The following is a 23710-nucleotide window of genomic DNA, read 5'->3' on the forward strand; positions in this document are numbered from 1 at the left end:
GGCGAAAGCCGGGTGGCGGTAGGTAAAACTATCAAGGAAAAGGCTGCGCAACGCGTGGCCTTTTTCTTTTGTGCGTGGATCGGACGGGGCGTAGCTAGCTACGATCGCTCCCCGTCCGAAGTTCCATCTCCTCTTTGGCCAGATTGGCCGCAATTGGATGGTGGCGGTAGGTAAGGGATTTGAACCCTTGGAGGAAGCGACTCCTCGCCAGATTTTCAGTCCGGTGCAATAAACCACTCTGCCAACCTACCGTGTCCGTTTAATACATAAAACGGATGTTAGCCGCAAACACTAAATATAGTGTTAACCAATCATTTACTTTAGTGTGCCGCTTGCCGGTTTTTGCCAGGCTAAGCTGCCCCGCTCCCTTGACGGAGAGCCTATGGCCACAATTGACCTCCCATCCGTCCCCTTTCAGGCGGCGTATCCGCAGCTTGTGGAATCGGTGTCCGTCTCCCGCTCCGGTACGCGCGCAATGTCGTTTGTCGAATACGCGGATGCCTATTGGCAAATCGCCATGCGCACAGTTCCGCTGCGGCCTGAACAGCGCCTTTTGGTCGAGGCGTTCAAGGATCAGAGCCGCGGCGGGCTGCAAACCGTGCTCTACACGCCCAAGCATATGTGCGTGCCGCAAGCCTATTGGGGCGACGCGTCCAACACGGCGCTATCCAACAACGGCAATCTTGTTTCGATCACCGGCAATTCGCTGGTCATCAACAGCGTTGACAACGGCTTGACGCTTGGTCCTGGCGATCTGATTTCGGCGACATCTGGCGAATACAACGCGCTATTCCGCGTGCAGGGTGGCGGCGTTGCGGCATCGAATAGCATCACGATTACGGTTGAACCGACCGTGCCAGTCTACATCGCCGCGACTGCAGTCATCCGGTTCAAGAATCCGATCGCCAACATGCGCGTGCTACCAGGCTCGTTCTCTATCGATGACGAGATATTTCCGTCGGCCAGTTTCACCTTGGTGGAGATTCCTAAGTGAGCTTCCCAACGCGCCTTCAGCAAGTACTTGACGAGGGGCGGGCGATTATCCGCTCCGGCATCAAGATCGCTTGCACGACCGGCACTTACGGTTTTTGGAACGGTAAGGGCGACATCGTTGTCGACGGGCTAACCTATTGGCCTAACTCCCTGATCACCATTTCGGAACCGGTTTATGGCCTCGGCACTGCAGCGTCGACGTTTACGGCTGAGCTTGTCGCGCAACGCGATTCCGGCCTAACGCCTGACAAGCTCCTGCTTATCGAAAGCGAGGGCTACAAGGATGCGCCGGTTACGGTCTACGACTTTTACTTCGATCCCGATGACCGGTCGTTCCTGCATGCCGAGCCGGGTGCTTATGGGTATATCGACACCGTCGATCACTCGCGCGATGGCGGCGAAACTAAGCTGATTGCCAACGTCCGCTCCGGCGCCATCGCAAACCACCGAGATGGCTACCGCACGGCAAGCCACGAGGATCAGCAGCTGGTGTCGGCTGGCGACATGTTCTTCCAGTACGCCAGCAAGGTGAAGCACGAGAGCTTCGACATCAGCTTCGATTAGGCTCACGCCAGCAGGACATCGATATGCTTACCCTAACCCGGTTGTCCGATTGGGACCGGCGCCTTGCGCGCGTGGTCAATCAACATAGAAGCACGCCAGGCGAATGGGGCGTCTCTGACTGCCTGCTTACCGTCATGGATGCCGTCGTTGCTGTAACCGGCTTCGACCCGGCAGAGGATATCCGAGGCGGCAAATACAGCACGGCGGCAGGCGCAACCAAGATCCTGCGCAGGCGCGGCTTGGCGGATGTCGAGGCGGCGCTTGCAAGCCTGTTCCCGCCCATCTCGCCTCTTATGGCGCAGCGCGGCGACGCAGGTGTTGTGCGGCGCGATGGCGTTCTTTCCTGCGGCTTTATCTGCGATCGCGGCTTTGCCGTGAAGGACGAACGCGGCCTGTCGTTCCTGCCCCAAACCGAGATCAAGTCAGCCTTCAAAGTGGGGTAGCGAATGGGATTTCTAGTCCCGATTTTCTCGACCGTCCTTGGGGCGGTCGGGCTGAGTGGCGTTGCGTCCTGGCTCGGCGGCTCGACCATTCTTGCCGGTCTCGCGCGCTTCGGTCTTGGCCTCGCCGCTAAGTACCTCATCGGCCAGCTTACGCAGCCGAAACAGCAGGCGCAGACGTCGCAACTTGATACCGCTTATGGCGAGGACCTGGCGCGCTCTGTCATCATGGGTAAGGTCGGCACGGCTGGCCACCTCGTCTACCGGAACGCCTACGGATCCGGCAATCGCAAGATCCAAGACGTCTATATCCTCTCCAACTTCCTGATTAGCGGCATAGCGCGCGTTCGCTACAAGGGCGAATGGAAGACGCTTGGCGGCACAGAGGACGCCACAAAAGGCTTCCAGATTCAGGACATCGACTCGAAGATTTGGGTCAAGCTCTACAAGGGCACGATGACGCAAACGGCCGACGCCGGTCTGATTGCTCAGTCAAATCCCGCCGGCCGCTGGACGACAAATCACCGTGGCGCGGGCATTGCGTACGCCATCGTAACGCAGGAGCTCAATCGCGAGCATCTTCAGCAGCCGTGGCCGGCCTTCTTTGAGATTGAGGGCGCGCCACTCTATGACTGGCGCAAAGATAGCACTGTCGGCGGCAGCGGCTCACATCGTTGGAATGACCAGACGACATGGGAGTTCACTGAAAATCCTGTGCTGATGGCCTACGCGCTCGAGCGCGGCGTCTTCAACGGCACTGAGATGATGGTGGGCAAGGGCGTTTCGGCGTCACGTCTGCCGATTGCGCAGTGGACTGTTGCAGCCAACATTTGCGACGAAATCGTTGGCACCGGCAAGCGCTACACGGCCGGCCTTATTCCGGCGGCAGGATCAGGCGTAACGCACGACCAGAACATGCAGCCATTGCTCGAGTCGTGTGCTTCGACGTGGGTTGAGGACGCTACCGGCGAGTATCCGATCGTTGGTGCCGCGCAGTCGACTGTCCTGACGTTCACCGACGATGACATCATGGTCGACGAGCCTTTCCGGTTCTCGGTCAAGCGCTCAAAGTCGGAGCTCATCAACACGCTGTCCGGCACCTATTTCGAGCCAGACAATTTTTATGAGCAGACGCCGTTTGCGGTGCGCATCGATTCTGTTGCGCTGGCCGAGGACGGCGAACGACTTGCGGTCTCGATACCGTATGACGCGGTCAACCGCTCCGAGGTTGCGGACCGGCTTGCCGATATCCAGTTCAAGGCCAGCCGCTACCAGGCCAACGGCGAAATCTGCATTCATCCGCGGTTCCTTGCGGATGCGCAGGTCGGTCGCTGGATTGAGTGGGATTCGGCCGCCTTCGGCACGCGCACATTCCAGATAACCGAGAAGCGCCTTGGGCCATTTGGCGAGAAGGCTACGCGGAACATCTATCTGACGCTGCAGGAAGTTGGCGAAGGCATATTCGACGGCACGGACTATGTGACCGTTCCTATCGATGCGAGCTCGCCCGGCGATCCTGACTATGCGGTGTCCGCGGCGAACTTTGGCGCCGTCGGCATACAGTTGAAGGTGGATGGCTCGACCGATCGCAAGACCGGCGTCCGCTTCTTTTGGGATGCATTCGATGATGTGACCGTCACGGCTGTCGACGTCGAATACAGACCGGAAGCGGCGGGCGTCACAGTCAGCATCGCGAATCCGGCGGTCATCACATGGCCGAGCCACGGTATGGTTGCCAACGATCTACTCTATCTTGCGACTACCGGAAGCCTGCCGACCGGGCTTACCGCCGACAGTCCGCTCTACGTGAAGACGGTCCTAACCAGCGGCACGTTCACCGTTTCGTTGACGCCTGGTGGCGCTGCGATTGCCACGAGCGGCACGCAGTCGGGCATCCATAGTGCTTATCGCGACAGCCTCGTGAAGCGCGCCGAAACTCCCGTGCAGGTGCTTACTGTCTCGGAAGGCGTTCTGCCCAGCAAGACATATGAGTACCGCCACAGAATCATAACGACGCCACCGCGAGCGACGTTCTTTACGGCGTGGTCAAGTGTATCGACGCCGGAGGATGTGTTCGACGTATCAGTGGGCCTGGCGCAGACGCAGCAGGACGTCAGGGACTTCCTGGCCAGCCTTTCGGCGGGCCTGCAGGATATCCGCGACAAGGTTGCGCAGGTGGCGGCCTCAGCTGTCGATGCAGCCAGTAGGCAGGCGCAGGACAATGCCGTTGCGGTTCGCAATGCTCGAGCCAATGCGGCGGCATTCACTGAGCTTGAGGCCACCATAACCGAAATCGACGGTGAATTGACGGCCATCGCCAGTTCGGTCACGGCGGTCGAAGCGTCGGTCGACAACGTGTCCGCTGATGGCCTGTTTCAGCTACGCGCCGAGGCCGGCACGGGGGACGTGGTGTCTCGCATGGTGGCGGAGGTTCGGGCATCGGTGTCTGACGCGTGGGTGTCGGCGGGATGGGTGGTTGAGGCGGGCTTTACCGGCGGTAACCCGGCGGCGCCGTTCTCCAACTTCATCATCAACGCGAGCAAGTTTGTGGTCACGGACGGCACAAACAATGGCACGCCTCTGACGTTTGAGTCGGGCGCACTTAAGCTGCTTGTCGCCAACATCGGCACTGTTACTGCTGGAACGCTGCAGTCGGTGGACGGCAAGGTGGTTTTCGACCTCAGCACAAAGCAATTGAAGTTTAGCGAATGACCACAAGAATACTGCTAAATAGCGATAGGCTTTTGATCACCAAGCCGGGCATAGATGCATCATTGTCGCCGCCAGACCCCGACAAAGTTTTTGATAGTGATTGGGCGTTTGGCGGCGGTCTTGTTGTTGCGGGGTTCAAGGAGTTTGCGATTAACACCGCACTCTATGGGACTGGTGCGACTCTGACTATCGATTTTCCAGAGCTAACGTATACGCCAACCGTTACGCTTTGGGAGGGGGCGCCGCCAGACTCTAAGGATTTCGGCGGTACCCTACAGGGTTACGCGCAGATGACGCCGTATTGGCAGCGATTCGCAAACCAGGGTGACCCCGGCACATTGATGTTCCAGTACGTGACTGTAACAACAAGTCAAATTATAATCCCGTACTGGCCCAGTGTTGGTTCCGGGGGCTCTTGGACCCACACGGGAGGGCCTTCCCCTTATCAAAAGACACCAGGTTCAAACCAGCAATTGTATCGCGGCTTTTACTACATGGTTTTTGCGGTGTGACATGTCAGTTCACATGGGAATGAAAGGCAGCCGGGTCGGTCTTTGGACTGCGCCGCCAGGGGTGGATGCCTCGGGCGAAACAGGAAAGATGACGCTTAATTCCGATTACGATCACCTTCAAATTCACGACTTCGGTGTATGGACGGAAAGTGGCATTAATCAAGGAAACGGCACATGGCAGTACTCAGCCAGGACGGTTTCATTTATCGACCTCGGCTATATCCCATTCGTGTTTGTGTCCAACTCAGTATCGACGGACAAGGGCATAACCTATCCGCCGAGATACTCTAACGACTACGCAGGCGGCGACCTGCAGGCAATCGCGATTGGCGGGCCGCAGGTTTTTAACGACCACTTTTTTATGGCTACTCGGCTTGGCTTTTATCCGACCGAGCGGACAGCTTGGATCGTCTTCAAAAACAGAGCTTGGTAAGGGCACAGGGACCGCGAATGGTTGACCGCATCTTTCTCGGCTACAGTGCCGGTAGCCCTGTCTTTCGTCTCACAAAACCAGGCAAGGATATCTCCAGTACGGACCCTGAAGACTTCATCCTTACCGAGACAAGTTTTACCTTGCGTCCTGCGCTTGCCTCGACCGCAACGTTTACGGGCAACGGCAGTCAGACATTCGATATGTCTAGCTTCGGGTTCACCAATCCGCCTGTCATCATTCTGAAGAGCAGCGACGGCTCAATGGCTAGTTTCTTTGACTACTACGCCAAAGTAAACAATGCGCTAACGTCCCTAACGATATCCAATCGCAGGAATATCGCCAGAACGATCTCGTTCTACGTGTTCGCTAACGAACTGCTGTAGCGGCGCCGTTAGCGGCCAGCAACGTTAACCGCGACCACGCGCATAGCGCACCTTCCAAGGAAATTACATGACCATCTACACAACCGGCACGGTTTCCGTGGCGAATGGCGACGCCGTGGTTACGGGTAGCGGCACCGCGTGGGCTGTTGCGCTTATCGCTGGCGGCATGTTCTCGAGTGCAGGCTTGTCTGTGCCTATCGCTAGCGTCGATAGCGATACGTCGCTTACGCTGGCCTACGATTGGCCCGGTGCGACCGCTGCGGGCGCCGTTTACGCGATCGCGCGCGAGAACTCAGAAGCGGCGGATATTGTCGACCTTAACGACAAACTGAGCCGTGTGCTTGTGACGCTAAGCCTAGTCGGCATTACGCCAAACGCTAGCGGCACCATTGCCGAGCGCGACGCGCTTACGCTTGCCGTTGGCGACAAGGGCTTTCTGTTTCTGCATGCTGAGCCGGGGGTGGATCTGGCCTTCTACCGCTGGTCTGGTTCGGCTTGGCAAGGTCCGTTTGCGACAAGGGGTACTCAGGGCGTACCCGGCATCGGAAGTGGCGGCTACGGTTTGCCTGCTGGCGGCGCGAGCGGCCAGTTTCTGCTTAAGGCAAGCGGAACAGACGGGGATGCGGAGTGGGCAAGCGACATAAACCAGTCGGAGTCGGGCCACTTCTACGCTGGCGACGGTGCACGCATTCAACGCCTTGCCGATCGCGTGTTCATCGGGCCGGCCGTTGCAAACAGCGGCGAACAGGTTGCCGATGCCGGTGATTGGCTGACTGACTTTCAGTTGGCGGTAGGCCGAAGCAGGGGATTCATTCAGCGCACGCAGGCTGCCGTTTTGAACGGCGGTGATCCTGAGGCTAATCATGCGTGGATATCAGCCGCGCAATCGAAGGATGCGACTGTCGACGGGTACAACGCCATCGGCGATATCGCCATCGGCATCAACAATAACACCACGAAAAGCCTCAGTGCCTATGCCCGATACACCGAAGCCTATCGTATGGCAGGGGCTGTCGGGGGCGCTTATGGCCATGAAATCGATGCCGTCAACTTTGCATCCGAAGTCGATATCGACCCTTGGACACAGAATATCGGCCAGACGGTTGGCGAGCAGATGGCCGCTGGAGCAGAACTTTCTCCAATCGGGCAGTTCGCAATATCGGCCGGATGGAACCTTCGCAAGAACGGCTCGACCTTCTTAAAAGCTCTCATCATTGGCAATGATGCAATCAAGGGCACGGACGGCACGGACGGCAACGTCGTCCACGCCATTAACCTGGTGCCGGGTCATGCCATCGATTACTGGTCCGCGGCCGGGCAACGTAGCTGGCGCCTCTATGCCGGCGTCGGTGTCAATGGCGACTATCGGGTGGAGACCTCGGGCACAGGAGCGCTTTCTGTGTCCAGAAACTCAGCGGCACTCCCGGCCGCGATTGCGGGCACGACGCTTCGTGTCTCCGGCGCCGATGGATCGGCTAACAGAGTCCTCGTCGATTCCTTTGGCGCAGGTGGCTCAGCGTTGTCTCTTCGGACTGCGCGAGGAACGGCGGCCGCTCCGACAGCAACTCAGAACGGCGATCCACTTATTAATGTCGGCGGTTTTGGCTACGGAGCAACTGGTTATTCCGCAACCGCCAGCGCCGGGTTCCTGGCGGTTGCTACTGAGAACTGGACCGACGCCGCTCACGGCGCTGAATTTTCCATCCGAACGACCCCGAATGGAACGACAACCCTTTCGACCATCGTAACAGTTCGCAACAATGGTCTGATTGATATTTTGGGGGGCTCGCTGGGCTTAGGTGCCCCATCAACAAAGACAGCGAGCTTTACACTCGGCGCAGCCGAAAACTCTATCATCTGCAACGGGACTGGCTCCATCACTGTAACCCTGCCTTCGCCTTCGGCCTTCATCGGGCGCGTGGTGCGCATCAAGAACATCGCAGCGTTCACGGTGGTCTCGGCTTCATCGAATGTTATCCCGCTCGCGGGCGGCGCTGCCGGCACAGCCATACTCGCCGCAACCGCTGGTAAGTGGGCCGATCTGCAGTCTGACGGCACCAACTGGATTGTAGTGGCCGGTAGCTAAGCTTGCGGGACTTGGATCAATCGAGCCGCCACCCGGTCGTTTGATTGATCGAGAAACTGCTTCGGTCGCGCATTCATGATTGGGATTTCGACGAAGCGGGTCAACGCAACCGCCGCGGCGAACCCAACGACAGGGCCGATAACCGGTGTCAGTGCATACGCTCCGGCTAACAGCATTGCGTGAGCGGTAAGGCCAAATACCTGCACATGCAGCAGATATAAGGTGTAGGCGTGCCGACTGAGATACATTACGGGAGCCTTGAAGGCGTAGTGTCCGCTCTTTAGCCGAGTAGATCCAACGACCAGAAGGGCGCTCCCGAGTGCCGAGGTTACGAATGCCCCGTTCGAAATCCAAATATCGGAGGACGCAAGGTGTTCGGCGACCAAGGGGAACCACGCCGGCAAGGGCAGAATAATCGCGCCCGCAAGACTGCAAATAGCATTGGCCCGGACCGACAACGAGATTCCCCTCGTCAGGTAGGCGGCTAATGTGCCGTAGGCAATTGCATCCAGTTGCAGCGGAACCATCTTGCGCAGTCCGGCGCTCCAATCCAGAGCGAACCAATGCCAGCCGAGATAGCGAAGCGACGCTGGAACAATCAGGAATGCGATGATTGCCACCAAGGCTCCCTTGCGAGGTAAAACAGCTAGAGCCCCAAACAGGGCGATTGGAAAAAGAAGGTAAAACCATTCCTCGACAGTCAGAGACCAGGAGACCGAGAAGAACTCGAGCTTGAATTGCGTCGCGAAATTTTGCGTCAGCGTCAAAAACTGCAGAAGTTTGAAATTGCTGCCGCCATCTATGCGAGCAATTGCAACGCTGATGCAGAGGGCTACCAGATAGCAAGGAATGGTGCGAAGCCAGCGCCTCGCCCAAAAGCGCCGAAGCAGATCAAGGGCGAAGGGGCGTTCGGCTATTTCCAGCAGGATGTTCCCGATCAGGTAACCCGATAGGGCAAAGAAGATCTCCACGCCATAGAAACCGGGGTTTAAAACGCCAAATGGCGGCGGCGTGAAGCCCCATATGATTGCACCGCCAACGCTATAATGTCCGATAAGCACAAGCAAAATAGCCGCAGCACGCACTACATCGAGACCAAAAATGCGGCCGTTAGCTTCGTGAGACATCGTCCGCCCTTAGCACAACTACCTCGCACAAACAAATAGAGACCTGCGGTTCCGGTGCCGCGCCTACGCATCCCAAAAGGACATCCCCAAAATGAACCTCGATTTTGGCTGCACTCGCCTCATCCTGGCGAAGTGCACCGCCGAAGGATTGCTGCGCAATCAGGCGGCTTATGTGCTGGCGACGGCATGGCACGAATCCGGCCATACCATGCGGCCGGTGCGCGAGATGGGCGGCGAAACCTATCTGCGCAGCAAAGCCTATTACCCGTATGTCGGCATGGGTTTCGTGCAGCTGACGTGGAAGCGTAACTACGAATTCGCCAGCAAGAAGCTCGGCGTCGACTTCGTTGCCAATCCTCGGCTGCTGCTTGATCCCGAACACGCTGGCAACATCATCGTCCGCGGCATGGAGCAAGGCTGGTTTACAGGCAAGAAGCTAGCCGACTACATCACGCTGCAGGCGTCGAATTTCCAAGGCGCGCGCCGCATCATCAACGGCATGGATAGAGCCGCGCTGATCGCCGGCTATGCCGTGCAATATGACGCCGACCTGAAGGCGATTGGCTATGGCGTTGGTTCCTAAGGGCCGCACCTTCAGCAAGCGGCTCGTTGTTGTGTGCGCAGCTCTCGCCTGGTGCGCGCTGTTCTATGCGATCTATGCCGGCCAGCCGACCGTTGCCGTTGCCGGCTTCTCGTTCATAGCCGCCGTCGCAGGTGGGTACATGGGCGTCGGCCACATGGACTTGCGCGCGCTTCTCACGTCGCTTGCCGCTAATCCGGGCGGCGGCTTGCCAGAACCCCCACCAATCCAAATGCAGGATCCGAAATAATGGAAAACCTGAAAGAGTTGATGGCCGCCAATCTTCGTGAGGCTTGGGCGCGCGCGCTGCCGTATGCCTACGGCTTCGCGGCTGGCGTCATCGTTGGGTGGCTGCTGTGAACCAGTTGACACTCAGTTTTGACGCGAAGCAAGCAAGTGACTTCCTATCGTCGCTTGCCGAGGCCGCTAAGCGTTTTCCTGAATTTGGCGAGGCTCTTGTCGACTTCATTGAGGCCGGCGAGGAGCTTTTTCTTCTCAAGTGCGATTGTCACTCCGCACCCGGCACAAACGAAATCGCTGTGGGCCTTTATCCAAGCGATAGTCTTGCTCGTCTTGTGACGGCATTTCGGGCAAGGAATCTCGATTTCGGCCTTGTCGAACATTTGCACCCCCAAGTTGCGTCAGCGCAACTCAGCACAAGCATTGGGGATTCGCAACCGTGATCGCCCTCTTGGATAAACTCACCGGCGGATACGCGCGCCTTATCGTCTACGGACTAGTCGCCGCGGTGATCGTCGGCGCTTTTGGCTACACCTACCATGCCGGCTACGCCTCTGCGGCCGGCGCGTGGTCCGCCAAGTACGAGCACCGGGAAGCGGAGATTGCCAAGGCGACCGCCGCGGAGATTTCCCGCCAGGCGCAGGCCAACGCGCAGGCGAAAGCCATAGAGGCCAAGCACCTCGAGCAACTCGCGGCCGACAACGCCGCACTAGAACAGCGTATTAAGGGACTATCAGATGAAGCGGACGCTGACCCTGATCGCGATCGGCCTGCTTTGTCTGACAGCAGCCGGCTGCGCATCGACTCAGTCCATTAAGGTGACTGTGCCGCCTCCTGCGCTGGCACAGCCAGATAGGGCACTCGTAGCGGCATGCGCTCGCCCGGTGCGCCTGGCGCAGGATGGCGTGTTGACGCAGATCACGGGGGAGCGGCTCTGGATTTCGGACCGCAAGGCGCTCATTGAGTGCGGTCGCAGCAAGAAGGCCTTGCGCGACTTCTACCAGGAGCGCGACGCCGCGATCGTCGGCGGGAAGGTGGGCCAGTGACCGCTGAGCAAATCATGGCAGCGGTCGCCTTTGGCATTACCGTGATTGGTTTCATCTTTGGCGCATTCTGGAGAATGTGGGGATTGATCAAGGAAGCGGGCGAGAAGGGCGACAAGGCGCAGCGCGACCTGGCCGCGCACAAGTTGCACGCCGCCGAGACGTTCGCCACCAAGGCCGGCATGCAGGAGCAGACGGCGCAACTGCTTCGCGCCATTGAAAGCGTCGGCAGCCGCATCGACGGATTGCACGAACGGCTCGACCGCGCATTCGAGCGTCCGGTGAGGCGGGCTGGGTAGGGAGGGTGGCGGAACGCCTGTGAAACGATTTCGTTAACGAAGTATGTCACGATGGCCAATGTATGAAATTGTGCGCCGCACAATGGCGCCGTATTGTGCGCGCATATCGTTCCGACGTATAACCCGACTCAAGCTCATCGGAGGCTTCTCTCGGATCGCGCCGGGAGAAGGAGCATCACATGACGACTGCCTTGGAAGTAGCCGACTGGTTTCTTGGTTCGATTGACCGGGAATCAGGAGACTCGATTACCCATCTGAAGCTTCAGAAGCTCGTGTACTATGCGCAGGCTTGGGCGCTCGCGCTACAGGGACGCCCGCTCTTCGATGAGGAATTAAAGGCTTGGGCTCACGGCCCGGTGGCGGAGAGCGTCTATAGGGCTAACGAAGGCTCCTCTTGGAATGCATTGCCGGCTCCGAAACATTTACCTGAATTTGAGCCTGAGATCGCGGAGTTGTTGGGGGAGATTTTGGCTTCTTATGGCGGCTTCTCCGCCAAGCAGCTTGAACAGATGACACATGCCGAACTTCCTTGGAAAGAAGCCCGTGGTAACTTGCCGCCAGAGGCGCGATCAAATAATGTAATAAAGAAGGAAACGATGCGTTCCTTCTATGCGGAATTGTATGCTGCGGCATCTGATGGCGGCAAAGAAGAATCTTAAACGAATTGCTCAATCTCAGAGGGAGAGCGCGGTTACGCTTTCTCCGCTTGAAAAGATTGTAGTGAATTTCGGTCGCCAGCCGGAGCATGAAGTTCCGCACGTCAACCTCAAGTATTTTCATTACGAGCATCAGTGCCTATCCGCGTGGAGACCTGAGGAGTTGAAGGCCCTCAGCGCTTTTGTCGGAAAGCTTCGCAAAAGTAAGTGGCACAACATTCAGATGAGCGGCGGCTCTCTTGGTCATAAGACTGGTTTTGGGTACACTCCACACAAGAACCGGAATTCGCTCCCGAGTCATCCAGAGATCGACAAGATCAGTGAAGACATTACATTTTTCGAGTTAAGAGTGGCCCGGGAGATGCGTGTTCATGGGTTTCGGTGCCTAGACGCATTTTACCTGGTTTGGTTGGACAAAGACCACGAAGTGTATTCCTGACGAGTTGACCGCGCCTTCGAGCGCCCGTTCACCGAACGCACCGCACACAACACGACCCGCCATCCGAAAGGTTGGCGGGTTTTTTGTTGGGCTGAATTTCCACAGGCACAGCGGCAATCGTTAAAACTTCTATCGGTCCGGTTAAGGTCTCAGTCAGGCGCTGTCGACCATGTTCCGAGCGTTGCCTAGACAGGTGAACGACTAACCCCGTTCACCACGGCCCGCTGCTTCGGCAGCGGGTCTTTTTTTGTTTCAAGCATCCATTTCAAGCGGCTCGTGCTCCGGCTGCTCATGCCAGATGACCTGCCGGAGATCCTGGCGATCGACCAGCTGGCCGCACCTCCTGCATTTGTAGAAATGGTCTCTGGGCGACGGAGGTTGTCCGCCGTGGCGTTTACCGGTTATGGGCGGCCCGAGGTCGGAAAGCTTCGTCATGACCTCTCTTCCATGCAATTTCGCTAAAATGCTCCGGAACCGATATCCTCGTGGCAGCTTGAATCCCGGTTTTGGAGTGTGTGCATGCCTAACACCACTGAGCGGCTGAAGTTCATTCGTCAGCTCGAGCCGGTCCAGGTCGAGACGCCTCCCGTCAGCGACGAGTGGCTGCACGAGATCAAATATGACGGCTTCCGCACGCAGGTGATCCTCGATTGGGCTGGCGCCCGTGCATTCACCCGAACGGGCATAGATTGGTCAAAGCGCTACTGGCCGGTTGTCGCGGCGGCGGAGAAGCTTCCTGCTAAGTCATTTATCCTCGATGGCGAGATGATTGCGCCCGAACCTGATGGCCGGCCGAACTTCCACGCGCTGCACTCACGACTGACGTGGAACGCCGAACTGCTCGCGTTCGTGGCTTTCGATATCCTGCACCTGGACGGTGAGGACTTGCGCGCACGGCCAGCGATGGATCGAAAGGCAATACTCTGGGATCTGGTGAAGCCGGCGGACGGCCTCATTCAATACAGCGAGCATGTCGTTGGTGGTGGCGCCGAGTTCTACCAGGCGATCGACAAGATGGGGCTCGAGGGCATGGTGTCCAAGCGCGCCAGCAGCCCGTACCGCGGCGGCAAGTCCGACGCGTGGGTGAAGACAAAATGCTGGGAGGTTGGAGACTTCGAGATCCTCGGCATCAAACGCGAGCCGGGCAAGCCTACGGCGGCGCTAATGGCTCGCGAGGGCAAGTATGCCGGTGCGGCTGCGATATCGCTCACGCGGCAAGCGCAGGAGCGTCTGTGGCGCCGTGTAGAGCGGAGCAGGGCGGTCAAGCCGCAGCGCCCAGTGCCGGTGGCTTTCGACGGCGCCAAGGTGGAGTGGGTCAAGCCCGGGATCAAGGCGCGGGTCAAGTTTCTCCGCGGTGAGCACAAGTTGCGCCATGCGACCGTGCAGGCTTTCCGAGATGAAGGAACCTAAAGCCGCCCCCCCCGGATTCTCTCGCCATGAGCACGCGTGGGATCAATTTCCTAGACCGGTGGATGGCACAGCATCTGCCAAACGCAATTAGTGATGATCCTATGGCCATCGTCTACCTAGTCGACGAAGCGATGAACGCCGCGGAGGCCGAGGGCATCGATCCCGACGAAATCAGCCAGGAAGTCGGCAGCCTTTCGAGGTGTTTCTCCGGGCGATGCAGAACCGCGAGGGCGGCTTGGCGGCCTAGTGGAAATTCTCCGACCAGTGTTCGGCCGTCGAATCGAGATCGACAAAACGGCCGATTGAGCGAAGGTAGGCAATGATCGCGAACTTCAGATGTCGCCTCTCGCCGAATTCTTCGCATACCCGGTCGACCTCTCTCCGCCGCCTCGGACGAATGTCCACCATGACGTAACCAAAATCATCGATAGCGCAGATATCGCAACCGGCTTCGATCACCGCGTCGACAAAGTCAGGAATGTCGCTCGGATTCATGATCTTCTTTATCCCGGCCATAGCTAAACCTGATCCTCAGTTGCGTGCACCCTGAGGTTGCCCGATCAAAGCCGGTGCCGCAACCTGCGCGATTACACAGGTTGCTTACGCGGGTGACGGCCAATGCCTATGAATTTTTGTTGATGCGCATCTGCCAATGAGCTGCTTAGATGCCGGGGATATAGTTCGGTTTGCGGCGATGGTGTCACCGACTTGAGAAGCGAACCGGATAGCTAGGCCCGCCGCTGCATCTTGGCGGGCCTAGTTCACCTCGTTGGCGGTCGGATCATCCGTTGCCTTCCACACAGTGCTCGGTTTCGGCGCCTGGTGCAGATCCGTTGGGGAGAGGTGGGTGAACTGGCGGGATGAGTGACGGATTAACGGGCACTCGCGCCGGCCTAGTCCTCGATTTCGTTGCCATCATCGTCCTCGTCAGAACCGCGGTTCGCATCATCGAGGTACGTTTGGCAGCCCTCGTTGAAGGACCGACTGTTGGAACTGCAATCGCTTCCGTCTGAAATTTGGTTTTTCTCGGCCCAATCGTAGCCGGCCTTGTGACCAGAACAATCGACAGTGCAGTCATTCCCTCCGAAGGTTTGCTGAGCAAAGGAAGGTGTGATAAACACGGCTACTGTCGCAATCGCAACGGCCACAGGCAGCAACGCGCGAGTTTTCATTCGCAAGTACCTAGGTTGCTTGCGTGCCTCGCAACCGACCAGCGACTAAGGTTGGCTGCTAGCCTAGTGGCAATGGTATTCACCGGTCTGATGGTTCGTGTGGCACCCGTTCGAATCTGTGCCGCCGCTGTGCGCGTAAGCATTGATCGACAGAAAAATCGCCACCGACGTCAAAGCGGCCAGAATTGCTGCTTTCATATTGCCCTCCCAAGTAATCTCGCGCGACCAAATCATTGTTGCGGCCCGGATGCAAGGCCCGCAGCGGCTTATAGTGAAGGAGTTGCAACCCTTTTGCACAAGCTCCGGGCAGATGGGTTACCGTTTTGACTTCGCTGGTGACTTCTTAGGAGCGTTACGCCCAAGCCCTGCAGCCTTCGCAAGCGTCGACCGCTGAGCGGCATAGTTCGGCGCGACCATTGGGTAATCCGGCTTCAAGCCCCACTTCTCGCGATACTCGTCGGGCGTCAGGCCATAGTGCAGGTCGAGATGCCGCTTCATGGATTTGAACTTTTTGCCGTCCTCGAGGCAGATGATGTAGTCGGGAAACACCGAACGCCTCGGATTGACGGCCGGTTCCTGCTTCGGTTGCGCGACTGCGGTTGCCTGGCCAACGCCGGACAGCGATGTATGGATGGATGCGATAAGTTCAGGCAATCCGGAGACGGGGAGGGGATTGTTGCCCACATAGGCCGAAACGATGTCGGCGGTCAGGCCGACTAGATCGACGTTTTGGGCATCTGTTTCTTCTGTCATTTATGAGCTCCTAGTAGCTTTTACGCAGTTTGGCGGTTACAACTTCCCGAACTGTTGGATAGGCACCACGCGTTTAGCGTTGATCCGTTAAATCCGTTTGAGAATCAATCGTTATCCGCAACAGAAGCAGAATGGAAGTTGCTGTGACTATGGAGGCATAGTTTGTCAGAGCGCCAGCGCAAGAGACGAAATGGTCGAGGCCCAAGCCAAGCGCGGCATCCCAATGAAGTCGTTCTAAGCGTCCCAGCGCCGCCGCCAGATCCGCCAGTGTCAATCGCCCCAACGTTGCCTCTCACCGATACAGAGAAACGGCTTCGCGCTGCCGCGCTCTGCGCCTCGTTGGCAAAAGGAGAAATCATGCGATAAGACCGGATGGCGGTCATCGGCGCTATGACCGGCACTGCGGCACAACGCGAAATTCAGCAGGAACTAAATAGTCAGACGCGAGTTATATGCTCCGAGCGGCCTGTCCCCCTGCCGCTCCCTTAAGCAAAAAGCCCGTCGTTCTCCCCCGAGGCGGCGGGCTTTTCCTTATCGAATGAAGCCAGTGGGCTACCTGAACCTTCGCCCTCGTTCTCTGCCCGTTCTGACGAGTTCATGGAGCGGAATATATAGCCGGGGCTATGAAGTCTTGCATAGCTGATGGAGAAGGCGGGTGTTTACGGTTGGCCGGTGGCAGCTACCTCCTGTCGCTGATTGCTGTCGCGAGGTGGCCCACAAGAGCTCTGAAGCGGGCCGCCAACTCATCCAGATATGCGAGCGTCAGGACAGTCAAGATATTGCCATCCGTGTCACGACCGTTTCTGTGCACGCAGTAATGTCGATAGTGCACCGATTGTAGTATCAGATCCCGCTCGGCTTTGTCGCCAGGCAACAGGTGGTGCCCAATAGCCGCGCGAAGCATACCGTGAAGAAACTCAAACCTGTGGAATTGAGTTTTCACGCGAAGTTGGCTGACGAGCATGTCACGAACCAAATTCGGTTCCGACGCCACCTTTTGAAGAGAGACGCGCTCGTCTTTCAGATCCGGATGCCATCTCACAATGGCTTGGGTCACATTAGGATCGTCGAAAGCGAGCTTGATGATGGCATCTGACAAATATGCTTCCACAATGGAAAAGAGCTGAATAAGCAGCATCCTGTTAACAGCCGCTGCTCCTGATCTCCTGTCGCCCATTGAGTACAAGAGCCCCGTCCAGTCGTGCATCGCCTGATAGAAGATGGCGCTCGGATGTGGCTCGGGCTGCAATTCTTCGAGCCAACCATCGTAGCCAGAGTCTAGACGTTCAATTTCGAACGCTGCATCGGGATCCTCCGCTAGGAACGCTGTCCATCCCCCTCCGTAAGCTGCAATCACTAAATCCATTTCGCAGCCGCAGAACTCGCACTCCTCGATTATGTCCTGCGTTGTTGTCTCACCGGACACCTCGTCTTGCTCCGGGACGTCGTAGAGCCAGACATCGGTGCGCGAGCGGCAACTCGGGCAATGGACGATCGCATGGAATTCGCCCTTAAGCATGATATCCCCTCCCACGACGAAGTAACCCACCGGGATGCCAAGCCACTCGCTGGGCGTGCCGCAGCCTCCTACGCGACATGGTGCGCTTGCGCCAGCGTCGTCTCGAGATCTCTTCCTGCCGGTAAGGCTGCGGCACGCCTCACTTCGATCCCGCCCCAAACCACCGAATGAACGCGGCATCTTTGCCGGTGATGTCCTTTACGGTCTTAAGCAGCACTTCGTGTAAGTCCTGCATCGATCTGTAGTGATCGCACTGAGGCGAAATCCGCGGTCCGACGATGCTATTATGGAGCGCCTCTGCGGCGGCTAAGAATGCAGCCACATCGGGCTGGGTTAAAGCCTTTGGTTTGTTGCGTCGTACCATGCGATCGCCTCCAACGTGGTGATCGCCCCATCTGCGGATTATATTCCTATTTGGGCTGAGGTTCTGCAAGTGCCTTGTCGTCGCACTCGTCACATTTCTTGGTTTCGCCAGGACAGCCGATCCGGACCGCGCCATCTGGGCAGCACTCGCCGCCAGAACGCCGCCAATCAGGGCAAAGGAAGACGATACCGCCGCCCTGGCAATCGGGGCAGTCGGGCCGGCCGGTCATTCGCCAAACTCCTCTTTAAGGAGCCGTTTTGCCCATGGCTTGTTGGACCGCTGGAGGAACAGCTTGCGAATCTTAGGGGAAGCCGAACCGGATGGCGCACGATCGATGTGTCCGCGCACTGTCAAAGCACGCGGCTTGTTCGGCGCGGGCTGCAGTGCCTCGATGATGCCCAATATGTGGCTCTTGGTGAACGTCACTTCCCGTCCGCGAACCATGCACAGGCCATGTCGTTTTGCGACCTTGATTAGCCCGCGCCTTGTCCAGCGCAGGTATTCGGCAGCTTCGTCCACTGTGAAAATTTTGTCTTCTAACCCACCCATAACGGAAGGGAATGGCACGTTATACGATAAGCGGTCAAGATACGATGCGCGGTCAAGCCATTGAATCTCTTACCAATTTACCAATTTTGTGAGGCGAATTAGCTACCGAAAAAGGTTGCTGGATCCGGGCAGAACCACTAGGCTGTTCAGCAGTCGGCCGGGATCGGGCTGACTGGTTTTCGAGAGGACCGACTGCTGACGCTTCAGCAGTCAGGCGCGCCCTGAACTTGATAATAAGGGCGCGCCTTCATTTTAATCAGCCTTGGGCAAGAGACCCTTAGCCTCAAGGTCAGCAACGATGAGAAGCTCGACGTACGCAGAGATAGTGCGGCGGTCCGCCCTGGCTGCCTTGTCGAGCGCCGCCTTGACCTCTTCAGATAACCGGATCCCGATGCTCGTTGCGCGGACCATTCTTGCTCTCCTGTTGAACGATGTTAAACATTGTTGTTGACGGTTGTTGAACATCGTTATATGACGTTCAACATCGAAGCGCAACGAGGAGTCGCCAACATGTTTAACGCAGCCCAACGCACATCACTCACCCCTGGCCAGACCGTCCAGTACGGCGACGGATGGAAAGCATTTGTCCTGGCTCCGGCGTATGCGGCAGGATTTTGGCAGGTCGAGAATGTCTATGACGACAACGGCTCATTCGCGATAGTTGCCGAGGAGGATTTGGAGCCGGCGGAACTGGATGCTGACGAGTTGTACATTTGCGGGCTCGCTGGCGATCGGCCAGACGGGCTTGACATTAATTTGGTAGAGCGGTCCTAATAAAGTCCTGCGCTGGTCTTTGGATCGGTGCCTGGCTTGGCCATGTCTCGCACGCGCAGCCTTCGGGCCAGCCCATTTGAGCGAGACTTCAGCTTAAAACGTATGCCCCGCGAAGGCGGGGACGACTGATTATGTCTGCTGCAATGGTGTGGCTGGCATCAACTCGCGCTTTGCGCATTGAGGAGTGAGAATATGACTAGTTTTCACGCAGTTGATCTGTCGGTTTGGGCTGAATCGTTCGAAGGGTCTGCTGACTGGCGCCGGCAGAAGGCATCTGAGTATCCCGACGACGCAGCAAGAAACCTGGAGGCGGCTGCTCAATTGGACAGCCTGGCGGCTCAGTTCAACGCTGGCGACGTCGACCCCGAATTGGTGGCTGAATATGAATCGCTCGGGGATAGCGATGTCGCCCACCGCGTGGTGGAAGTTGAGTCCGAACTTCTGAAGCAGGTCGGCTTTCACCGGCATTTTGCCAATGCCGATGATTTCATTCGGGCAATCATCGAAGAAGCAAGAAACTGACCACCGTAACCGACCGGTTGCCGCGCGAGGCCCGCTTTCCGAAAGGGATGCGGGCTTTTTCGTGCGCGAAGACTTTTTTTCGGCAGGCGCGTCCTATCCTGTGATTCGGCGGGCCCGACCCAACAGCTTCCGCTGCTCGCAGGAAAAGGATGGAGCCATGATATACGACGTCAAAATTTCTGCTCGTACGAAAGAAGATCTGCGAGTGGCGGTTGAGCGCTACTACATTATCGAGGTGAACGGCTCGAAAGAGGTGAACGCGAAAGCCATATCCCGCGCTCTGCAGGACGGTGATATCGACCTGGTCAAGGTAATCCGCAAAACGCGCATGGCTTTTTGACCTGGGGCAAGCCCGACGAACAGCGAAGATCCTCACCATTCAGCAGCGGCGACTTTATATGTGGTGGCTGCATGGTGGTTACAAAATGCGTGGCTACATTTTCTGCAGTCGCTAAGTATTTGATTTTAATGGTCGGAGTGGCGTGATTCGAACACGCGACCCCCTGATCCCAAATCAGGTGCGCTACCAGGCTGCGCTACACTCCGAACGGCATCCCCATAGGGTTCCGAACCATTTTGAGCAAGCCCCAAAATGGAAGAGCGGAACGAACGGCGTACATTGGCAGAGTTCGGCACGCAAAGTCCCACGGAAAGTCCCACAGTGTTGCCCAGTCGTTCCCCCTCCTGCTTTCGAGTCGAAGGTCAAAAATGTAGTAAGTCTCGATGTCGCTGCGGGAGATACGCGGTGGCGTACGGATGCGCGCCTAGCAACATCTCTATCGACCGCGCCCGCCGTTGAGCTTCGATGCGCAAGGGACGGTAGAGGCCGGAGGATGCTGACTGAAAGCCACAGACAAACAGCAAGTTAGGACGCAAGGGACGCTAGGGTCGATTTTTCCGTTGCGCGTGCGCGCGAAGATACAATCCGAAGGCGCAAGAACAGCAAACGCAGCTTCATGTGTGGCGCGAAATCCCTTCCGCCCCTTCCTGCTGCTCGTTCCGAGGGCCAGCGACGTCGTTCATCGAAACGGCGGAGCTGGATAGACTCGCGCCGTTCGCCCCCAACACCGATCAGATCCAACCCTTTGTTTCAAATCCGATAGCAGCATGTGCACCCACCAGAAGCGAATCTCCGAGTTGCGTCGCTATGGCTAGGCGTCCATCCGCTCCAGCCCCGACACGCCTGCGTTTGCCGGCTCCAGTTTTATGTAGCACGGACTTACGTCCTCCTTCAGCTTTCGCAGCTGTAGACGGATTTTAGCGCGAAGCATTGGGTCGGCTTTGTCCTCGACGGCGCTCAGCACCCTGGTGGCCTCATCCAACTGGCTAAGCTGCGCGAGGCTGCGGCCAAGACCATATCGCGCCCCCGACAGGTCTGGATTGAGCTCAAGCAGTTTGCGGAAGGCGTCGGCGGCGTCCGCGTGCCGGCTGAGCAGCTGAAGTTCGACGGCAAGCCTTGACCAAGCCTTGACCGATTTCGGTGCGATCTCCACGAGCGATCCGAAAGTATCGGCCGCCGACCAGTGGTCGCCTTTGGCGGCCAGCAGCTGGCCCAATCCGTAAAGCGTGCGCGGATGGCGAGGGTTGACCTCCAAGATCTGGCGATAGCCATTTTCGGCGTTGGCAAGGTTGCCTGCTTCGTGGAATTTGGTCGCCTGCTCCAGCACGCTCCCGACGGACCTCTCGTCGATCCGGTCGCCGAGATTGCGACCGGTCCTGGTCTTGATCAGGACGCAATGGATGGTGGTCTCCTCCACGCCGTAGGAGTACTTGTAAGGCTCGTTGCCGCGCAGGAAGTCGTAGCTGCGGAAGCCCTGTTCGATCGCATGACGAATGCAATAGCCGTGCAGCACGAGTCCAGACGGGATGTCGTTCGCGGTCTCGTCGCGTCCCGCGAGATGGAACAGCATCGTTTTCTTGACCCGGTCGACCAGGAATGCCAGGCCCCCGAGCGGCTTGTCGCCCTGCCAAAGGATCGGCAGGAACAGCGTTCCGCTTTCGAAGGCGTCCTTGAACAGGATCCGGTTGGACCTGACTAGGCCAGGCAGGAGGTTGCCCTTCCGCGGCGCCCATTTGATCCGCCACATTTCGAGGATGATGCCGATGTCGCGATCTATCGTGGAGGCGTCGGCATGGGTGATGCGGAACTCGCCGGATCCATCGAGCTTGCGCAGAAAGCGTCTGATCTTCTGGCGCGTGTTCGAGCTGGTCTTTTGTTCGAGATAGCTGTCCCAATCGCCTGGCAGTGCGGCGGCCGGGCAGATGCAATTGTCGACATTGTCGGTTTTGTTGACGCGCGGCATCTTGTGGGCCGTCAACCGCTTGTCGGCAAGGTTGTCGATGAGCAGGCGCCGTCGCTTCTCCGACATGCGCAGATTTTCGAGATGCAGCTTGGCCCAGTTCATCTTCAGAAGATGCCTGGCAAGAGCCGGGATCGCGCGCTCGGCAAAGCCCGGTGCGCACAGGATACCGGCATAGTCGGCCGCGTAGTTGCCGGCCATGTTGATCTCGTTGTGGCAGATACCGGTCTTCTTGTTCAGCCTGGTGCGCAGTCGCAGAGGCAATAGGGCGACATAGGAAGATCCTGGCGGCCCCGAGCGCGCCGCCAGGACCGACCAGGCGTCTTCATAGCGTCGCATATAGGACGACAGGAACGTCCAGGAGAGGAAGAACTGCGCTTCGGGATCCTTTTGGTAGAGATCATCCCAGTTCTCCTTGAGCCGGTTCAGCTCCTCCCGTTTCGTGATGACGTCGATCTGCATGGTTCCCCCGAAATCATTGCCTGTTCGTAGGTCTCACTGTTCCATGAAGGCTCTCGCCATGCTGTCGGCGATCGGCTTCGTCAGGTAGCTGAAGAATGTGCGCGACTCCGTCGCGACGAGGATCTCGGCGGGCATCCCCGGGGTCGGCGTAAAACCATGCACCTTTGCCAGTTCGCTTGCCGGCACGCGCACGCGCGCCAGATAGACTTCCTTGGGCGTGGGGCCGCTCATCTCCGGCAACGCATCTGCCGAGACATAGTAGACTTCGCCCTCCAGAACCGGCGTCGTGCGGCGATTGAGCGCGATCAGCCGGATCGAGGCTTGCTGCCCGACCTTGATGTTGTCGATGTCGGTGCGGGGCACCTGGGCCTCGATGACGAGAGGCACATCCGTGGGCAGGATCTCGAGGATCGCCTTGCCGCTCTCGATGACGCCGCCGGCGGTGTGATAGTACATGCGTATGATCGTGCCGGGCTCGGGAGCCTTGATGGTTACGCGGCGAAGCACGTTCTCCGCCTCGCGCGACTTTTCTCGCACGGCGTCCAGTTCGGCCTCCAGGCTTTGCAGTTCCTGGAGCGCCGCCTGGCGATAGGTATCCTTGGTCTGCGTGATCTGCTGCTCGAACCTGACGATCTGTTCGCGGTTCTCGGCGACTTCCGCCACCATCTTGCCGATCTGGCCATCGGCGTCGGCCATCGCGCGCTGGATCGCCTTTACCTCGGTGCCGCGGATCAGGCCCTGCTCGAGGAGCCTTTGCTTGCCCTGATATTCCTCCTTCAGGAATTGCAGTTGCCGGCGCACCGACGAGATCTGCTCCTCGATGCCTTCGTTGCGGAATTCCATGGCCTTCTTGTTCTGGTCGAACAGCGCTATGTCGCTGTCGCGCTTTCGTTCCGCGGCCTCGAAGTTGGCCTGCTGGCTTTCCATGATCGGGGAGACCTCCGGATCGAACCGGTTGTCGAGGATGATCGCGGGAAATCGGATCTTGCCGCTGCCCTGCACCTCGGCATTGAGGCGGGCCGCGATCGCTTCGAGCCGCGCCTTGCGCAGGAACAATTGCCGTTCGTTGGTCTGCGCGGCGGTCTCGTCGAGCTTTATCAACGGCTGGTCGAGGCTGACATGGTCGCCTTCATTGACCAGGATTTCCTTGATGATGCCGCCTTCGAGATGCTGGACGATCTTGTTTTGCCCGGTTGCGACAAAGCTGCCCTGGGCGATGATGGCGGACGCGAGCGGCGCCGTGAAAGCCCAGGTGCCGAAGCCGCCGAAGGCCACCGTGATCAACAGCGCGCCAAATGCGGTCTGCTTCCAGATCGAGCGCGGCACCTCGGAATACCACTCTATGTCGTGAACTTTTGCGATGTCGGTCGTCATCTTT

General features: G+C 58.0%; 31 protein-coding genes and 2 tRNA genes. 19 read left to right on the forward strand and 14 right to left on the reverse strand.

Going from position 1 to position 23710, the window contains the following annotated elements:
* Positions 1-161: 161 nt before the first annotated feature.
* Positions 162-251 (reverse strand) — tRNA-Phe (locus tag CK224_RS29220).
* A 131-nt stretch (positions 252-382) separates the two neighbouring features.
* On the opposite strand from CK224_RS29220, the gene CK224_RS29225 reads away from it, so the two are divergent.
* The 8 genes from CK224_RS29225 to CK224_RS29260 all read left to right on the forward strand — a co-directional run bounded on the left by CK224_RS29225 (position 383) and on the right by CK224_RS29260 (position 8123).
* Positions 383-994, forward strand: a complete 612-nt coding sequence (locus tag CK224_RS29225) for a hypothetical protein (protein ID WP_095784192.1) — start codon at positions 383-385, stop codon at positions 992-994.
* Positions 991-1557, forward strand: coding sequence for a DUF2163 domain-containing protein (locus CK224_RS29230; RefSeq protein ID WP_095784193.1), 567 nt, complete (start codon positions 991-993; stop codon positions 1555-1557). The genes CK224_RS29225 and CK224_RS29230 overlap by 4 nt, the downstream gene beginning before the upstream one ends.
* Before the next feature lie 23 nt (positions 1558-1580).
* Complete coding sequence (locus CK224_RS29235) at positions 1581-2000, forward strand: hypothetical protein (protein WP_128370844.1); 420 nt, start codon at positions 1581-1583, stop codon at positions 1998-2000.
* 3 nt (positions 2001-2003) lie between these two features.
* A complete protein-coding gene (locus CK224_RS29240) occupies positions 2004-4709 on the forward strand; it encodes a hypothetical protein (RefSeq protein ID WP_095784195.1) in 2706 nt (901 codons plus the stop codon).
* On the forward strand, positions 4706-5221 hold the full coding sequence (locus CK224_RS29245) for a hypothetical protein (RefSeq protein WP_095784196.1): 516 nt from the start codon (positions 4706-4708) through the stop codon (positions 5219-5221). Before CK224_RS29240 ends, CK224_RS29245 begins: the two co-directional genes overlap by 4 nt.
* A 1-nt stretch (position 5222) precedes the next feature.
* Entirely contained in the window at positions 5223-5654 is a 432-nt protein-coding gene (locus CK224_RS29250) for a hypothetical protein (protein ID WP_141245895.1), read from the forward strand.
* A gap of 17 nt (positions 5655-5671) precedes the next feature.
* Complete coding sequence (locus CK224_RS29255; protein ID WP_095784198.1) at positions 5672-6037, forward strand: hypothetical protein; 366 nt, start codon at positions 5672-5674, stop codon at positions 6035-6037.
* Positions 6038-6104: 67 nt separating this feature from the next.
* Positions 6105-8123: a hypothetical protein gene (locus CK224_RS29260; RefSeq protein WP_095784199.1), complete on the forward strand. Its 2019-nt coding sequence runs from the start codon at positions 6105-6107 to the stop codon at positions 8121-8123.
* Here CK224_RS29260 and CK224_RS29265 read toward each other — a convergent pair.
* Entirely contained in the window at positions 8120-9250 is a 1131-nt protein-coding gene (locus tag CK224_RS29265; RefSeq protein WP_095784200.1) for an acyltransferase, read from the reverse strand. The genes CK224_RS29260 and CK224_RS29265 overlap by 4 nt on opposite strands.
* Before the next feature lie 91 nt (positions 9251-9341).
* On the opposite strand from CK224_RS29265, the gene CK224_RS29270 reads away from it, so the two are divergent.
* The gene (locus tag CK224_RS29270) at positions 9342-9833 is read left to right on the forward strand and encodes a hypothetical protein (RefSeq protein ID WP_095784201.1); all 492 of its coding nucleotides are present in this window, start codon (positions 9342-9344) and stop codon (positions 9831-9833) included.
* Positions 9817-10080 carry a hypothetical protein gene (locus CK224_RS29275; RefSeq protein ID WP_095784202.1) on the forward strand — a complete coding sequence of 88 codons (264 nt, stop codon included), beginning with the start codon at positions 9817-9819 and terminating at the stop codon, positions 10078-10080. Before CK224_RS29270 ends, CK224_RS29275 begins: the two co-directional genes overlap by 17 nt.
* A 154-nt stretch (positions 10081-10234) precedes the next feature.
* Here CK224_RS29275 and CK224_RS29280 read toward each other — a convergent pair whose 3' ends face one another.
* Positions 10235-10453 carry a hypothetical protein gene (locus CK224_RS29280; protein ID WP_095784203.1) on the reverse strand — a complete coding sequence of 73 codons (219 nt, stop codon included), beginning with the start codon at positions 10451-10453 and terminating at the stop codon, positions 10235-10237.
* A gap of 56 nt (positions 10454-10509) precedes the next feature.
* On the opposite strand from CK224_RS29280, the gene CK224_RS31060 reads away from it, so the two are divergent.
* The 5 genes from CK224_RS31060 (at position 10510) to CK224_RS29305 (ending at position 12507) form a co-directional block, all read left to right on the forward strand.
* Positions 10510-10887, forward strand: coding sequence for a hypothetical protein (locus CK224_RS31060; RefSeq protein WP_141245896.1), 378 nt, complete (start codon positions 10510-10512; stop codon positions 10885-10887).
* Positions 10888-10978: 91 nt separating this feature from the next.
* Positions 10979-11116, forward strand: a complete 138-nt coding sequence (locus CK224_RS32165; RefSeq protein ID WP_245426307.1) for an anaerobic dehydrogenase — start codon at positions 10979-10981, stop codon at positions 11114-11116.
* A 14-nt stretch (positions 11117-11130) separates the two neighbouring features.
* Positions 11131-11412, forward strand: a complete 282-nt coding sequence (locus tag CK224_RS29295) for a hypothetical protein (RefSeq protein ID WP_245426309.1) — start codon at positions 11131-11133, stop codon at positions 11410-11412.
* 179 nt (positions 11413-11591) lie between these two features.
* A complete protein-coding gene (locus CK224_RS29300) occupies positions 11592-12071 on the forward strand; it encodes a type II toxin-antitoxin system antitoxin SocA domain-containing protein (RefSeq protein WP_095784207.1) in 480 nt (159 codons plus the stop codon).
* A complete protein-coding gene (locus tag CK224_RS29305) occupies positions 12049-12507 on the forward strand; it encodes a hypothetical protein (RefSeq protein WP_141245897.1) in 459 nt (152 codons plus the stop codon). The genes CK224_RS29300 and CK224_RS29305 overlap by 23 nt, the downstream gene beginning before the upstream one ends.
* A 252-nt stretch (positions 12508-12759) precedes the next feature.
* Here CK224_RS29305 and CK224_RS29310 read toward each other — a convergent pair whose 3' ends face one another.
* Positions 12760-12942 carry a hypothetical protein gene (locus CK224_RS29310; protein WP_095784209.1) on the reverse strand — a complete coding sequence of 61 codons (183 nt, stop codon included), beginning with the start codon at positions 12940-12942 and terminating at the stop codon, positions 12760-12762.
* Positions 12943-13026: 84 nt separating this feature from the next.
* Between CK224_RS29310 and CK224_RS29315 the strand changes: the two genes are divergently transcribed.
* On the forward strand, positions 13027-13917 hold the full coding sequence (locus tag CK224_RS29315; RefSeq protein ID WP_245426311.1) for an RNA ligase family protein: 891 nt from the start codon (positions 13027-13029) through the stop codon (positions 13915-13917).
* Positions 13918-14160: 243 nt separating this feature from the next.
* Here CK224_RS29315 and CK224_RS29325 read toward each other — a convergent pair whose 3' ends face one another.
* From CK224_RS29325 to CK224_RS31580, 7 genes are all read right to left on the reverse strand, one after another.
* On the reverse strand, positions 14161-14433 hold the full coding sequence (locus CK224_RS29325; RefSeq protein ID WP_095784211.1) for a hypothetical protein: 273 nt from the start codon (positions 14431-14433) through the stop codon (positions 14161-14163).
* Between the two features lie 377 nt (positions 14434-14810).
* A complete protein-coding gene (locus CK224_RS29330) occupies positions 14811-15089 on the reverse strand; it encodes a hypothetical protein (protein ID WP_095784212.1) in 279 nt (92 codons plus the stop codon).
* Between the two features lie 63 nt (positions 15090-15152).
* Positions 15153-15323, reverse strand: coding sequence for a YHYH domain-containing protein (locus tag CK224_RS32540; RefSeq protein ID WP_348628416.1), 171 nt, complete (start codon positions 15321-15323; stop codon positions 15153-15155).
* Positions 15324-15404: 81 nt separating this feature from the next.
* Positions 15405-15842, reverse strand: coding sequence for a MucR family transcriptional regulator (locus CK224_RS29340; RefSeq protein WP_095784214.1), 438 nt, complete (start codon positions 15840-15842; stop codon positions 15405-15407).
* Positions 15843-16521: 679 nt separating this feature from the next.
* Positions 16522-17361, reverse strand: a complete 840-nt coding sequence (locus tag CK224_RS29345) for a hypothetical protein (RefSeq protein WP_095784215.1) — start codon at positions 17359-17361, stop codon at positions 16522-16524.
* 589 nt (positions 17362-17950) lie between these two features.
* Positions 17951-18244: a hypothetical protein gene (locus CK224_RS29355; RefSeq protein WP_141245898.1), complete on the reverse strand. Its 294-nt coding sequence runs from the start codon at positions 18242-18244 to the stop codon at positions 17951-17953.
* A gap of 282 nt (positions 18245-18526) precedes the next feature.
* Positions 18527-18685, reverse strand: coding sequence for a DUF1778 domain-containing protein (locus tag CK224_RS31580; RefSeq protein ID WP_176478053.1), 159 nt, complete (start codon positions 18683-18685; stop codon positions 18527-18529).
* A gap of 60 nt (positions 18686-18745) precedes the next feature.
* Here CK224_RS31580 and CK224_RS29360 point away from each other — a divergent pair, with 60 nt between their 5' ends.
* The 3 genes from CK224_RS29360 (at position 18746) to CK224_RS31065 (ending at position 19910) form a co-directional block, all read left to right on the forward strand.
* Positions 18746-19048: a hypothetical protein gene (locus CK224_RS29360; protein WP_095784218.1), complete on the forward strand. Its 303-nt coding sequence runs from the start codon at positions 18746-18748 to the stop codon at positions 19046-19048.
* A 192-nt stretch (positions 19049-19240) separates the two neighbouring features.
* Positions 19241-19570: a hypothetical protein gene (locus CK224_RS29365; RefSeq protein ID WP_095784219.1), complete on the forward strand. Its 330-nt coding sequence runs from the start codon at positions 19241-19243 to the stop codon at positions 19568-19570.
* Positions 19524-19910: a hypothetical protein gene (locus CK224_RS31065; RefSeq protein ID WP_141245899.1), complete on the forward strand. Its 387-nt coding sequence runs from the start codon at positions 19524-19526 to the stop codon at positions 19908-19910. Before CK224_RS29365 ends, CK224_RS31065 begins: the two co-directional genes overlap by 47 nt.
* Positions 19911-20039: 129 nt before the next feature.
* Here CK224_RS31065 and CK224_RS29375 read toward each other — a convergent pair.
* The 3 genes from CK224_RS29375 to CK224_RS29385 all read right to left on the reverse strand — a co-directional run bounded on the left by CK224_RS29375 (position 20040) and on the right by CK224_RS29385 (position 23706).
* Positions 20040-20116 (reverse strand) — tRNA-Pro (locus tag CK224_RS29375).
* A gap of 605 nt (positions 20117-20721) precedes the next feature.
* Positions 20722-22332 (reverse strand): GNAT family N-acetyltransferase, encoded by a 1611-nt coding sequence (locus CK224_RS29380; protein ID WP_095784221.1) that lies wholly within the window; start codon positions 22330-22332, stop codon positions 20722-20724.
* Positions 22333-22365: 33 nt separating this feature from the next.
* Complete coding sequence (locus CK224_RS29385; protein ID WP_095784222.1) at positions 22366-23706, reverse strand: HlyD family type I secretion periplasmic adaptor subunit; 1341 nt, start codon at positions 23704-23706, stop codon at positions 22366-22368.
* Positions 23707-23710: the final 4 nt, after the last annotated feature.

The organism is Mesorhizobium sp. WSM3862, from assembly GCF_002294985.1.
Lineage (GTDB): Bacteria > Pseudomonadota > Alphaproteobacteria > Rhizobiales > Rhizobiaceae > Mesorhizobium.